We start from the raw sequence: 12,710 nt of genomic DNA, 5'->3' as shown, positions 1-12,710 counted from the left end.
CCCTTCATCGTCTTCGACGACGCGGACCTGGACGTGGCCGTGGACGGGGCGATGGTCGCCAAGATGCGCAACATGGGCGAGGCGTGCACGGCCGCGAACCGCTTCTTCGTGCACCGGTCGGTGGCTGAGGAGTTCGGGCGCCGGCTGGCCGAGCGGATGGGCGCGCTGGTCGTCGGTCCGGGCACCCGGGACGGCGTCGACGTCGGCCCGCTGATCGACGCCGCCGGACGCGCCAAGGTCGCGGACCTCGTCGCGGACGCGGTGGAGCGCGGGGCGCAGGTGCTGGTCGGCGGCCGCACGCCGGAAGGGCCCGGCAACTTCTACCCGCCGACCGTGCTGGCCGACGTCGATCCCGGAAGCCGCCTGATGGACACGGAGATCTTCGGCCCGGTCGCCGCGATCCTCACCTTCGACGACGAGGACGAGGTGATCCGCCGCGCCAACGACACCCCCTGGGGCCTGGTCGGCTACGTCTTCACCGAGGGCCTGGACCGTGCCCTGCGGGTGAGCGAGCGGCTGGAGGTGGGCATGGTGGGGCTGAACACGGGTCTCGTGTCCAACCCCGCCGCACCCTTCGGCGGCGTCAAGCAGTCCGGGCTCGGGCGTGAAGGCGGCCGCGTCGGGATCGACGAGTTCCTGGAGTACCAGTACCTCGCGGTGCCCGTGCGATGAGGGCGGGGCCCGCGCGGCGACGAGGCGGTCGAGGTGCGTCGAGGCTTCCTATGGTTCGGGTGAGGCTTGAGTGGCCTGGGGAAAGCCCAGCTGGTCGAGCAGCGTGCTGAAGAGGCCTTCTGCGAAGGTCTCGTGTGAGCGAAGCAGTTCTTCAAGCCCGGCTCTCTCCGGCGTGACGGGGATGCCGGCGGCTGCGGCCCAGGCAACGGCGCCCTCGGCGTGGGTGGGTATCTCGGCGTCGAGCTCGGCGCGCTTGTGTCTGACGGCTTCGTGGAATTCAGGCGTTTCCAGCCACAGGAGTTGATCTTCGAGGTCTTCGGGTTCCTCGGCCAGAAGCCTGGCGGCGATGTCGAGGTTGAGCCATGCCTGCCAGCGCTGTCCGGTGGTGTCCAGCCCGGTCACGAGAGCGAGGGAACTGTCGGAGACGTCGGCGACGCAGGCCGGTGCCCTGCTCCACTCGACCAGGGCGGGCAGGTCCGCGTCGTCCCATGTCCCGTAATCGATCTGAAGTGTCTGCCAGCCGCCCGCCCGAGACTCCCAGGTGTGCACGGTCGCCTTGAGTTCCTCGTGGAGGCTGTCGAACACGGGAGCCTCCAGCAGGGGGCGGTCGCTGCGAGCAAAGACCAGGTGGCCCGTGAATCCCACGGCAGTTCCTCCTTCGAGACGGTGAGCGCACTTTATGGGCTGCCGCTGACACACCCTGGCCGACGGGTTCTGAGGATGCGATCATCGGCGAGTCATGTTCATTCGCCCGTGAGGTGATTTCTTGAGGAAGGTGGCACTGCGTCCTTACGCACTGTTGCCTCGGCAGTACGACCACCAGAAGGTACTGGCGACCACCGTGGACGCCTGGGGCCGGGCCCTCTGGTTGATCTGCCTGGATGCGGAACTCCGCCCACGTTCGTTCGGCAGGCCCTCCCCCCAGCCCCGCAGCTGTCCGTATGACGCGCTACTGGTCATCGACGACGGCGGCGCAGTCCGCGAACAGTTCCTGCGGGATGTGAGCCTGTCGGTGACCCATCTCGACGCGCTCCCCAACGGCCGGTTCGTCGTGCAGGGCTACGGTGCTGCCGGAGACCGGAACGCCCAGATCTACGGGACGGACGGGCGCCGCCGCCGCAGCTTCGCGATGGGGCGTGCGGTCGAGTACCTGATGGCAGATCGGCGGCACCATGTATGGAGTGCCTACGGCGACGAAGGCGTCTACAGCGACCCGATCAGCGCCGCCGGCCTGGTGCGCTGGGACAGCGGGGGTAACCACCTCTGGGGGTACTCGCCTCCGAAGGATGTCGAATACATCGACACTGTCTACGCCTTCAACGTCGACGACGGTGTCGCGTGGGCCGACTACTATCCGTCCTTCCCGCTGCTCGAGGTCCGGACCAACGGCGTCGTTGTGCTGCGGAGGACTCCTGTGGTCGCTCCCGCGGGTATGGCCGTGCACGGCGAACACATCACGATGCTGGGGGGCAACCGTCAGTCAGACCGCCTGCACTGCTGCCGCCTGACGGAGAGTGAGGCCCTGCTGGTCGAGGAAGCCTGTCTCACTCTCCCCAACGGGGCACCGCTCAAGCGGTACGCACGCCCCGTAGGACGAGGCCGTCATCTGTACCTGCGTGGTTCATCAACCAGACAGTGGTACGTGATGACGGGTGTCTAGGCCGCCTCAGTCCTCGACACCGGCATCAAGGATCCATGCACATGATCGTAGAAGGCCACACGGCCACACGGCGCGGGTGTCGCCCGCGCTACACGCGGGGCCACCTCGACCGGACACAGACCTCCTTGACACCCAGCGGGTGAGCTGACGGAGGGCCCACCCGCCTCGTCACCTCCCGTGGTTGCTGCCTGGTCAGTAAGACTGCCGTTTGGTGTCGTAGCGCTGGGCGAGCCGGGCGAGGGCCACCGCGCCGAGCAGCAGGCCGAAGTCGCGCAGCGCGACGTCGTAGTAACCGGGGATGGTCAGCAGGTTGACGATGATCCCGGCGAGCCATCCGGCCACCAGCCAACCGCCGAAGCGCGGGGCGAGCGCGACGACGAGGCCCGCAACGATCTCGATCACTCCGACCGCGTACATGGCCGCCTGGGCACTGCCCGGAACGATGTCGTTGATCCACGGGGCGAGGTAGGTGGGCCAGTCCACGAGCAGGTTGGCGAACTTGTCCAGCCCGAACAGGATCGGCGCCACGGTGAACCCGGTGCGCAGGATGACGAACGCCTGGTAGCCGGGATCGCTGAGCGCGGGCCGCCGGGAGGCGGTGGATGTGGTGGTTGTGGTTGCGGACGACATGACGCCCTCCTTCTATCGACAACTCTCATTAACGATAGAAGCGCGAAAACCTTCTTTAGTCAATCGCTGTTGGTTTTACACTGGTGTCCGTGGACCCCTCGAAGGAAGTACTCCGCCCTGACGTTTCCGCCGTCGCCGCTCTCGACGAGCCGACCCGCAGGCGGCTCTACGACCACGTCGTGCGTCAGCCGGAACCGGTCAGCCGCGACGAAGCCGCCGAGGCCCTCGGCCTTGCCCGGCAGACGGCGGCCTTCCACCTGGACCGGCTGGCCGACGCGACGCTGCTCGACGTCGTCTACGAGCGGCGCAGCGGCCGCACCGGACCCGGGGCGGGCCGGCCCGCCAAGCTCTACAAGCGGTCCGCCGAACAGGTCACCGTCAGCCTCCCGGAGCGGCACTACGAGCTGGCCGGACGGCTCCTCGCCCAGGCGCTGGAGGAATCCGAACTTACCGGTGAGCCGGTTCGTTCGGTTCTGCACCGAAAGGCCCACGGGCTGGGTGCGCAACTCGCCGGTCCGGGCCAGGCAGATGTGTTCGCCGTGCTGGAAGAGAACGGCTTCGAACCCCGCAATGACGGTGATGCCATCGTCCTGGGCAACTGTCCCTTCCACGCGCTCGCCCGCGAGCACACCCAGACGGTGTGCGGCATGAACCTCCACCTGCTCCGCGGCCTGCTGGACGGGCTCGCCGAAAGCGGCCTCCAGGCATGCCTGGCGCCCAGCCCCGGTCACTGCTGCGTCCGTCTGGAGCCGGACTCCTCACCGTCCAGCAGCGTGCGCCCGTCGTGAGGACACCATCACGTCGCCCCTGACCAGCAAGGTGCGGGAGTCCGCGAGGGAATCGAGTCGTCACCCTGTTCCGCCTGTCGCAGTGCAATGATCACGGCGGGGCTCTGCCGCAGTGAATCCGGCCTTTACTGCGCAGACCATGAGACTGCTTGACTCTCCCACGAAGGGAGAGTCGAAGGTGGAGCACATGCGCATGGACGATGCGTCGCGGCCTACGTGGAGCATCGGGGCCGTGGCGCGGCAGACCGGGTTGCCGGTGAAAGTGGTCAGACACTGGTCGGATGCGGGTCGAAGCGTGGTTGGAACTGGGTGAGCTGGTCGCCGACGGGGAGCTGCGTCCCGCCATGCGGCGCCTCGCGGAGTACGCCGCCCGCCATGGGCAGGGAGCGCAGGACCCCTCCGTGGCGGAGGAGATGCGCGCACTCACCGACGCCTGGACCGCACGCGTCCGCACGGCGATGCGGGCCGGCACCGCAGCGGACTCCCCGGCTGCCGACCAGGTCGTCGCGGACATCGTCGCCGCGTGGCTGCCCAGCCGCGCGAACACCGACCCCGCCGTGACCTCCGACGGCGCCGAGGCACGCAAACGCTTGAACGAGCAGCTCACCGCTGCGGCCGAGCCCGCCGTCGAGCGCTTCTGGCAACTGCTGTGCGTCCTCGGTGGCCGCCCCGCACCCGCCGGGATCACCGAGGAGGGGCAATGGCTGACCACCGCGCCGCGTGCCAACCCCGCGCCCGGCGCGCGCAACGCCCGGCTCGAAGCCCTGTACGCGGATGACACCGACCCCTGGCGGTGTTCTGGACGCTTTCACGCGTGTCCAGGACACCGTCGGCGCGCTCGTGCGCGCAACGGCGCATGACCAGTTCGGCCTGCCGACTCCCTGCCAGGACTGGACCGTACGGGATCTGCTCGACCATCTGGTGTGGGAGAACATCATCTGGGGCGGCCTGGCTCAGGGCACACCTCCCACTGGGGGCCACACCGAGAACCACCTTGGTGACAACCACATCGCTGCCTTCGAGGCCGCCGCCTCCCAGGCTCGCGATGCCTTCCGGCAACCGGGCATGGTGGATCGCTCCTTCGGCCCCGCCCCCGGCCGTCGGGTGGTCGAGCAACTGCTCGTCGAGCTGCTCGTGCATGGCTGGGACCTCGCGACCGCGCTCGGCCGCGACCGCGACCTGGAGCCCGACATCGCGCGCGCCGCCCTGCCTGTCGTCCGGGAGATCTACGGCGACCTGCCGCGCACCGCCGGCGGATCCATCGCCGCGGCGCAGCCCGCACCCGAGCACGCCCCGGCCCTTGATCATGTAGCGGGCCGGGAGGGTCACGGCGGCGTGAGCGGATCCCTCTTTGACCGTCGGTCCATGGCGTGGACGCACCAGCCGTCGTGATCTTGATTCTGGGACGATGCCTGCATGACTGATGGGATACGGGATGTGTATCTGCAGGCGGCCGAGAGGGCCCTGGGCCTGCTGGCCGGCGAGCAGGTAGCGCGCTGCTGGAAAGCCGAGTCCGTGCTCCTCGGGATGTCTGTGGGCGGGCTGGCTGGTCACCTCGCTCGGAGCGTCCTGCAGGTTGAGTGGTTCCTCGATGGTCAGGTGCTCGGCGCAGAACCGGTGTCGCCGGTGCGGTACTACGCTCGACTCGTCGGCACCGCGGCGCCGGAATCGGCGCTGAATGTCGGGGTGCGTACCCGCAGCGAGGAAACCGCCGCCGCTGGGCCGGCTGCCGTGGCTGAGCAGACACGGGTGGCGTGGGAGCGGCTGACGCAACGGCTCAGCGCCGAGCCGGCCGATCGACGGGTGGAGGTTCTTCACCGGCCGGGAGAAGAGATGCTGCTCGATGGCTACCTACAGACTCGTTGTGTCGAGTTGGCGGTGCACATCGAAGACCTCGCACTCAGCGTGGGCAGTGATTGCCGGGCGCCCGACGCTGCGGTCGCCATCGCGGTTGACGTCCTCGTCGCGGCCGCCCGGGACCGGCACGGGGACAGGGCCGTGTTGCATGCGCTGGCCAGGCGCGAGCGCGACGTTGACCAGGTCCTGCGGGTGCTGTAGTTCGCCTTGCGGTGCCGCACGTCCTGAGCCCATGCGAGGGTTCGAGGATTCTCCACGACGTGGCGTCGGCGGAGTCGCAACCACGACCGGGTGAGACGGCCCCTGACCAGGTGATTGGTGAGGGGCCTTCGTCTTACGCGGCTTGTGCTCAGCCCCGTGGTTCCCCGACCCCGCTGAATCGGACACGGCAGCTACAGGCCCCAAGGGCCGGCGACGGGGCCGACAGCGGTGGCAACTTCCCGCGTCCGCATCACCGCCACCGACAGCACAGCTGTCTCACGATCACCGCAGCTTCCTTGTCCACGACCAGGAGTCCGAACCGCTGGCCGGGGCGTGGAGGCACACCGTGACCGACACCCCGGCCGGTTTCACGTCAGGAACAAACCCCGACGACCTGCTCCGGGAGCGAGCGTATGAAGGTATGAATGAGTCTTCATGTGTTCCTGTATGGTGGGTGGCCAAGCGACCCCGCCAGAAGGACCCCTGATGACCTCCACGCTCGCGCCTCAGCCGGTCGAACGGGCGAAGCCCGCACGCGCCGGAGCGGTGGCCCGGCGGCGTACCCGTGTCCTCGCGCTCCCCGAGGCGCGCTGGGCCGCCGCGGCCACCGCCCTCTTCCTGCTCGCGCTGCCCCTGCAGTTGACCGGCGCCCCGGCCTGGGCGTGGGGGCCGCTGTACGCCCTGTCGTACGTCACGGGGGGCTGGGAACCGGGGTGGGAGGGGCTCAAGGCGCTGAAGGACCGCACCCTCGACGTCGACCTGCTGATGGTCGTCGCCGCACTGGGCGCGGCCGCGATCGGGCAGGTCATGGACGGTGCCCTGCTCATCGTCATCTTCGCCACCTCGGGCGCGTTGGAGGCCCTGGCCACGGCCCGCACCGCCGACTCCGTACGCGGCCTGCTCGACCTGGCCCCCGCCACCGCCACCCGGCTGAGCCCGGACGGCGCTGAGCAGGCCGTCCCCGTCGAGGAGCTGGAGGTCGGCGACACCGTCCTCGTGCGCCCCGGGGAGCGTGTCGGCGCCGACGGCCGGGTGCTGGACGGGGCGAGCGAGGTGGATCAGGCGACCATCACCGGCGAGCCGCTGCCCGTGGCGAAGGAGCCCGGCGACGAGGTCTTCGCGGGCACCCTCAACGGCACCGGCGCCCTGCGGATCCGGGTCGAACGCGACGCGTCCGACTCGGTGATCGCCCGGATCGTCCGCATGGTGCAGGAGGCGTCCGAGACGAAGGCGCCCACGCAACTGTTCATCGAGAAGGTCGAACAGCGCTACTCGCTGGGCATGGTGGCCGCGACCCTGGCCGTCTTCCTGGTCCCGCTCGCCTTCGGGGCCCAGCTCACCGACGCACTGCTGCGCGCCATGACCTTCATGATCGTGGCCTCTCCGTGTGCGGTCGTACTGGCCACCATGCCGCCCCTGCTGTCGGCCATCGCCAACGCCGGACGGCACGGCGTGCTGGTGAAGTCGGCCGTGGTGATGGAGCGGCTCGGCCAGGTGGACGCCGTGGCCCTGGACAAGACCGGCACGCTCACCGAGGGCAGCCCCCGTGTCACCGACGTCCGGCCGCTGCCCGGATGCGGCCTGGACGAGGCGGAGTTGCTGACGCTGGCGGCAGCCGCCGAGCGGCCCAGTGAGCATCCGCTGGCCCGGGCGGTCGTGGACGCGGCCCGCGAGCGCGGCCTCGTCCTGCCCGACGCGCAGGACTTCACCTCCGCGCCCGGCGTGGGAGTCACCGCCGTCGTCGGCGGCCGTACGGTCGAGGTCGGCGCACCGGCCCGGCTGGCGGACGACGCCGTGGGCACGGCCGCGGAACTGGAGGAGTCCGGCCGCACCGCCGTCCTGGTCGTCGTCGACGGCACCCCCGCCGGACTGCTCGGCATCGCCGACCGGCTGCGCCCGGACGCCGCCGCCACGGTCGCCTCCCTCGCCCGGCTCACCGGCAGCGCGCCGGTGCTCCTCACCGGCGACAACCCCCGCGCCGCCGCGCACCTCGCGGCGGAAGCCGGCATCGACGACGTGCGCGCCGAACTGCTGCCGCAGGACAAGCTGGCGGCCGTCAAGGAGATGGAGAGCGCGGGCCGCAAGGTCCTGGTCGTCGGCGACGGCGTCAACGACGCTCCCGCGCTGGCCGCCGCGCACACCGGCATCGCCATGGGCCGGGCCGGCTCCGACCTGGCCCTGGAGACCGCGGACGCCGTCATCGTGCGCGACGAACTCGCCGCGGTTCCCGCCACGATCGCCCTGTCCCGCCGCGCCCGCCGCCTCGTCGTGCAGAACCTCGTGATCGCCGGGGTGTTCATCACCGGCCTCGTCGTCTGGGACCTGGCCGGTGACCTGCCGCTGCCGCTGGGCGTCGCGGGCCACGAGGGCTCGACGGTCCTGGTCGGCCTGAACGGGCTGCGGCTGCTGAGGGAGGGCGCCTGGCAGCGGGCCGCCGCCGGGGGAGACGGCTGACGAAAGCGAGTCAGCGCTCCGGCGGGGGAGCGCTGCTCGCCCGCACCACGAGGTCCACGGGCACGAGGGTGTCGACGCGGGGCCGCTCGCCCGGGCCGTCGATGCGGTCGACGAGGAGCCGCAGCGAACGGGTGCCGATCTCCGCGAAGTCGGTGCGGACGGTGGTCAGCGGCGGCAGGAAATGCGCGGCCTCGGGGATGTCGTCGTAACCGACGACGCTGACGTCCCCGGGGACGGACCGCCCGCACTCGTGCAGGGCGTGCAGCAGGCCGAGCGCCATCTGGTCGTTGGAGGCGAACACCGCCGTCACCTCCGGGCGCCGGGCCAGCCGACGGCCCAGGTCGTAGCCGGAGCCCGCGCTCCAGTCCCCGACGAGGGGGTCCGGAACGGTGGCACCGGCCGCCCGGAGCGTCGCCTGCCAGCTCGTCAGCCGGTGGTCGGCGGAGGTCCAGCCCGTGGGGCCCGCGACGTGCCACACGGTGGCGTGGCCGAGGCCGAGGAGATGCTCGGTGGCCTTGCGGGCGCCGGTGCGGGAATCGCCGGTGACCAGGGACGTCTCGTCGTCGAGCGCGTTCTCCAGCACCACCAGGGGAGTGCCCAGATCGGTCGCCTCCGCCAGTGCCCGGCCCACCCACAACTGGGGGGCGATCGCGATCACGCCGTCCGCGCCCTCGGCCGACAGCCGGTTCACGGCCTCGACGACGGTGTCGTGGTCGGCGGTGTCGAGGGCGATGGAGCTGACGAGGTAACCGGCCTCCTGGGCCGCCGTGTTGATCGCCATGAGAATCGAGGCGGGCCCGTACCGCGCGGCGTCGAAGGAGATGACCCCGAGCATCCGGGTCCTGCCGCTCGCCAGGGACCGCGCACTGCGGCTGGGCCGGTAGCCGAGGGTGCGCATGGCGGCCAGGACCGCCTCGCGGGTCTCCGTCCGGACGGCCGGATGGTCGTTGAGCACCCGCGAGACCGTCTGCTTGGAGACCCCGGCCATCCGGGCCACGTCGGCCATCACCGGCCGCGCCCCCGCGAAGTTGCGCCTGCTGCGAACCTTGGCAACAGGGCCTTCGGGGGCGCTCGGTGTCATGGCGGATGATTCCTCGATGTCGGCACGGCGGTCCTGAACCCGCCCGGCAGGAGCACAGCATAGGCCGGGCGGTACCCGCGGGGTCCTCGGCCGGGCCGAATCGTCCGGCGGCGGGCGAGGGACCGCTCGGCGTGCCTCACCAGGTGTTCTCCGGGCCGAGGTCGGGGGTGTCGGTGAGCCGGGCGCGGGCGGCCGTCGTGCCGTGCAGCTCCAGCAGGACGAGGTCGTTGGTGCCCGGGCGCAGGACCGGGGCCGGCACGTACAGCGTGCGCTGCGGGCCGCGGTTCCAGTAGCGGCCCAGGTGGAAGCCGTTCACCCAGGCCTGTCCCTTCGACCAGCCGGGCAGGGAGAGGAAGGCGTCGGCGGGGGTGTCGACGTCGAAGGTGCCGCGGTGGAAGGCCGGCACGGTGACCGGAGCCTCTCCGGCCGGGACGAACGGCACCGCGTCCAGGTCGCCGAGCGGCAGCGGATGGCAGTCCCAGCCCGTCAGGTGCGTGCCGTTGAGGGACACGGGTCCCAGCAGGCCCTTGGGCGCGCCGATGCGGGGGCCGTAGTTGACGCCGCCCATGTTCTCGACGAGCACCTCCAGCGTCGCCCCGGGGCGCGGCACCCGCACGGGCAGCGACTCGTCGTGGCGTTCGCTCTCCAGCACGCCCGCCGGCGCGCCGTCGACGAAGACCTGGGCGCGGTCGCCGACCCCGCGGGCGAAGTGCAGCAGGCCGTCGCCGTCGGTCGGGAGGGTGGTGCGGTAGAGCGCGTAGCCGGTGCGCTGCCCGAGCTCGTCCATGGTCACAGGCGTGTCGGCGCGCACGGCCGCCGCGAGCGAGCCGGCCAGGGGCAGGAGAGGCGCACGGCTGCTCAACTCGACCGGGGTGGGCGGAAGTTTGGCACTCGGGGACGGGACGGGCTCGTCGGGCACGGTGGCGTGGCGGGCGATGACCTCGCGGAAGGCGTGGTACTTCGGGCCCGGGTCGCCGCACTCGGTGAGCGCGGCGTCGTAGTCGTAGGACGTGACGGTGGGTGTGTAGGCGTGCTTGTGGTTGGCGCCGTTGGTGAAGCCGAAGTTGGTGCCGCCGTGGAACATGTAGATGTTCACCGACGCCCCGGCGGACAGCAGCCGGTCCAGGTCCGCGGCGGCGTCGGCGGCGTCCCGCACGTGGTGGGGGCCGCCCCAGTGGTCGAACCAGCCGATCCAGAACTCGGCGCAGAACAGCGGGTCTTCGGGCCGGTGCTCGCGCAGCCGGGCCAGGGACCGCTGGACACGGCTCCCGAAGGTACTGGCCGTCAGCACGCCCGGCAGGCTTCCCGCGGCCAGGTGCTCGGGGTCGGCCTGGTCGCAGGTGAACAGCAGCTCTTCGACGCCGCGGGAGCGGAAGGCGTCGGCGAGGTGCTTCAGATAGGCGCCGTCGTCGCCGTAGGCCCCGTACTCGTTCTCCACCTGTACGGCGATGACGGGACCGCCCGCCGCCGCCAGGTGCGGGCGGAGCGCGGGCAGCAGCAGGTCGAGGTAGCGGTCGACGGCCCCGGTGAAGCGGGGATCGCTGGTGCGCAGCCGGATGTCCGGGTCGGAGGTCAGCCAGTCGGGCAGGCCGCCGCCGTCCCACTCGGCGCAGATGAACGGCCCCGGACGCAGCAGCACCCGCAGCCCCTCGTCCTGCGCGAGCCGGAGGAACCGGGGCAGGTCGAGGAAGCCGTCGAGGACGAGAGGGCCCTCGGGGCCGGGCTGGTGGTGGTTCCACGGGATGTACGTCTCCACCGTGTTGAGCCCCATCAGCCGCGCCTTGCGCAGCCGGTCGGACCACAGCTCGGGGTGGACGCGGAAGTAGTGCAGCGCGCCGGAGATGATCCGGAACGGCTCGCCGTGCAGCAGAAATCCGTCGGACGTCGTCGTCAGGGCGGGCATGCGGGAGCTTCCCTTCTGGAGGGGCGGGAGTGCGGTCAGCCGGTCTGGGGAGGCGGGAGTACGGTCAGCGGGAGCGGGTGGCGCGGATCAGCCAGAGCGTGGCGGACAGGCAGAGCGCCGATACGCCGCACCCATGCCGACGGGGCCGGCTCCGACGATCACGACGGGAAGTGCGTCGGCCGAAGGCACCGTGGAAGCGAAATCCTCGGGTGCGTACTTCTTCGGATGAAAGTAGGTCGACATGGTCACGAGGCTTTCTGTGCGGCAGTGGTTTTCGGGATCAGTTGAGGTTCCGGGAGTAGCAGGATGGAAACCAGGCTGATCACGGCAATGATCACGAAGTAGACGGTGATGGCGAACGAGGTGTCGATGGCGGCGTAGAGCGCAGTGGCGATCATCGGGGCCAGACCGCCGCCGAGGATTGCGCCGATCTGGTATCCGAGTGACGCTCCGCTGTAGCGGATATGTGCGGGGAACAACTCGGCGAACAGTGCCGCTTGTGGCCCGGCGCAGCAGCCGAGCGTGAAGCCGAGGGCGATCATCGATACGAGCATCACCGGGACGATCGCCGTGTCGATCAGCGGAAAGAACACCGCTGCCGCCACTACCAGCGCGGTCGAACTGCGGATGTAGACGGTTCGGCGTCCGAGAGTGTCCGACTTGTGAGCGCTGAAAGCCATTCCCGCCATCCAGAACGGGCAGGATGCGATGAGGAGGAAGAGCATCGTGGTTTTGCCGAAGCCGAGTTCGGTCTCGCCGTACTTGAGGACGTACACCATGTACGCGTACGCAATTCCGTTGGTGGCGATGAAGGTTCCGCCGGCGAGGAGCACTGTCTTCCAGTGTCTGGTGAGAACCTCGAGAATCGGCATGGACTCCGCCGGTGCTTCGGACTTCGACGCGGTGAACTCGTCACTTTCCTCGAGGCCGAGACGGATCCACATCGCAACGCCCACCAGAACTGCGCTGAGCAGGAACGGGATTCGCCATCCCCAGGAGTTGAATGCATCGTCGTCCATGAAGGCGGCGAGGGGGAGGTAGACGAGATTGGCCACCAGTACGCCTGCGGGAACACCGATTTGTGGTGCGCTGCCGTACAGCCCCTTCTTGCCCTCCGGTGCGTTTTCGGTGGCGACCAGAACTGCGCCGCCCCACTCGCCGCCGACGCCGAGTCCCTGAACGAATCGCAAAGCCACCAGGAGTATGGGGGCAAAGACGCCGATGGCGGCGTAGTTGGGTAGCAGGCCGATGGCAACGGTGGCGCAGCCCATCAGCATCAACGAGGTGACCAACATGGATTTGCGTCCGATGCGGTCGCCGAAGTGGCCCATCACAACACCGCCGAGTGGCCGCGCCAGGAAGCCGACAGCGAAGGTGGCGAAGGAAAGAATTGTCGCCAGCGCGGGGTCTGCGCCCGAAAAGAACAGCGGCGCAAAGACCAACGCGGCGGAGGCGCCGTAGATC

Annotated in this window: 12 protein-coding genes; 7 read left to right on the top strand and 5 right to left on the bottom strand. The window is 70.2% G+C overall.

Annotated features, from left to right (window positions below; translation table 11 throughout):
* Positions 1 to 672, top strand: a 672-nt coding sequence (locus ABT116_RS32625) for an aldehyde dehydrogenase family protein (protein ID WP_351641168.1), incomplete at its 5' end; no start/stop codon positions are given.
* Between the two features lie 48 nt (positions 673 to 720).
* On the opposite strand, the gene ABT116_RS32620 is transcribed toward ABT116_RS32625, so the two are convergent.
* Positions 721 to 1,317, bottom strand: coding sequence for a hypothetical protein (locus tag ABT116_RS32620; RefSeq protein WP_351641166.1), 597 nt, complete (start codon positions 1,315 to 1,317; stop codon positions 721 to 723).
* A gap of 130 nt (positions 1,318 to 1,447) precedes the next feature.
* On the opposite strand from ABT116_RS32620, the gene ABT116_RS32615 reads away from it, so the two are divergent.
* Complete coding sequence (locus tag ABT116_RS32615) at positions 1,448 to 2,332, top strand: hypothetical protein (RefSeq protein WP_351641170.1); 885 nt, start codon at positions 1,448 to 1,450, stop codon at positions 2,330 to 2,332.
* Between the two features lie 192 nt (positions 2,333 to 2,524).
* Here the strand turns inward: ABT116_RS32615 and ABT116_RS32610 are convergent, their stop codons facing one another.
* Positions 2,525 to 2,962, bottom strand: coding sequence for a hypothetical protein (locus ABT116_RS32610; RefSeq protein WP_351641164.1), 438 nt, complete (start codon positions 2,960 to 2,962; stop codon positions 2,525 to 2,527).
* Positions 2,963 to 3,045: 83 nt separating this feature from the next.
* On the opposite strand from ABT116_RS32610, the gene ABT116_RS32605 reads away from it, so the two are divergent.
* The 5 genes from ABT116_RS32605 (at position 3,046) to ABT116_RS32585 (ending at position 8,262) form a co-directional block, all read left to right on the top strand.
* Positions 3,046 to 3,750, top strand: a complete 705-nt coding sequence (locus ABT116_RS32605; RefSeq protein ID WP_351641162.1) for a helix-turn-helix transcriptional regulator — start codon at positions 3,046 to 3,048, stop codon at positions 3,748 to 3,750.
* A gap of 281 nt (positions 3,751 to 4,031) precedes the next feature.
* Positions 4,032 to 4,610: a hypothetical protein gene (locus ABT116_RS32600; RefSeq protein WP_351641160.1), complete on the top strand. Its 579-nt coding sequence runs from the start codon at positions 4,032 to 4,034 to the stop codon at positions 4,608 to 4,610.
* Entirely contained in the window at positions 4,591 to 5,142 is a 552-nt protein-coding gene (locus tag ABT116_RS32595; RefSeq protein ID WP_351641158.1) for a TIGR03086 family metal-binding protein, read from the top strand. The genes ABT116_RS32600 and ABT116_RS32595 overlap by 20 nt, the downstream gene beginning before the upstream one ends.
* A gap of 24 nt (positions 5,143 to 5,166) precedes the next feature.
* On the top strand, positions 5,167 to 5,808 hold the full coding sequence (locus ABT116_RS32590) for a maleylpyruvate isomerase N-terminal domain-containing protein (protein ID WP_351641156.1): 642 nt from the start codon (positions 5,167 to 5,169) through the stop codon (positions 5,806 to 5,808).
* A gap of 486 nt (positions 5,809 to 6,294) precedes the next feature.
* Complete coding sequence (locus ABT116_RS32585; protein ID WP_351641154.1) at positions 6,295 to 8,262, top strand: heavy metal translocating P-type ATPase; 1,968 nt, start codon at positions 6,295 to 6,297, stop codon at positions 8,260 to 8,262.
* Between the two features lie 10 nt (positions 8,263 to 8,272).
* Here the strand turns inward: ABT116_RS32585 and ABT116_RS32580 are convergent, their stop codons facing one another.
* The 3 genes from ABT116_RS32580 to ABT116_RS32570 form a co-directional block, all read right to left on the bottom strand.
* Entirely contained in the window at positions 8,273 to 9,343 is a 1,071-nt protein-coding gene (locus tag ABT116_RS32580; protein ID WP_351641152.1) for a LacI family DNA-binding transcriptional regulator, read from the bottom strand.
* 136 nt (positions 9,344 to 9,479) lie between these two features.
* Positions 9,480 to 11,246 (bottom strand): glycoside hydrolase family 35 protein, encoded by a 1,767-nt coding sequence (locus ABT116_RS32575; RefSeq protein WP_351641150.1) that lies wholly within the window; start codon positions 11,244 to 11,246, stop codon positions 9,480 to 9,482.
* Positions 11,247 to 11,491: 245 nt separating this feature from the next.
* Positions 11,492 to 12,710, bottom strand: a 1,219-nt coding sequence (locus tag ABT116_RS32570) for an MFS transporter (RefSeq protein ID WP_351641148.1), incomplete at its 5' end; no start/stop codon positions are given.

Origin of the sequence: Streptomyces sp. NPDC002130, assembly GCF_040296465.1 — a bacterium.
Classification (GTDB): domain Bacteria; phylum Actinomycetota; class Actinomycetes; order Streptomycetales; family Streptomycetaceae; genus Streptomyces.
This window is presented reverse-complemented; position numbering and strand designations above follow the sequence as displayed.